A 558-nucleotide genomic window follows, 5' to 3' on the forward strand; every position below is an offset into this window, starting at 1 on the left:
GCACGTAAGATCAACATACACATGCTAGAAAACGTACTGTTCGGTTCGATTTTGACGGTGACCGATAGAGACATCACGTTGCTTGCAGTGAGCTGCTTGATCATCCTGCTGCTGCTGATTCCGACATTTAATCGCATTTTGCTCACGTGTATCAGCCCAGATATTGCTCGCGTGCGTGGCTTCAATACCAGCTTTTACGATTACCTATTCGTCATGATGATCACTTTAGTGACGATCGCCGCAGTGAAGATCATTGGTGCCGTGTTAGTGGGTGCGCTGTTATTGATCCCTGGTGCGACAGCTCGGTTGCTCACCAAGCGAATGGGAAGCTTTGTATTGCTTTCTTCTCTGCTTGCGACGGTTGCTTGCTTGGTTGGCACCATATTGCCAATGGAGCTCGACTTACCGGTGCCATCGGGCGCGTCGATCATCATTGTTTCCGCTGCTTTCTTCTTAACTGCAACGGTTTATCGAATTATTCGTAAGGCGTGAGCACGCTTTTACATACCCAACTTAAGTATCTCGACATGAAAATGAAACCTCTTACTTTAGGTTTAG

The 558-nt window shown here is 47.1% G+C and carries 1 protein-coding gene; it reads left to right on the top strand.

Annotation, left to right across the window (positions count from 1 at the left end; genetic code table 11):
* A partial coding sequence (locus tag R7Z49_RS26840; RefSeq protein ID WP_318112708.1) for a metal ABC transporter permease occupies positions 1-492 on the top strand: 492 nt, incomplete at its 5' end.
* Positions 493-558: the final 66 nt, after the last annotated feature.

Origin of the sequence: Vibrio sp. 1562 (assembly GCF_033340155.1) — a bacterium.
Taxonomy (GTDB): Bacteria; Pseudomonadota; Gammaproteobacteria; order Enterobacterales; family Vibrionaceae; genus Vibrio; species Vibrio alginolyticus.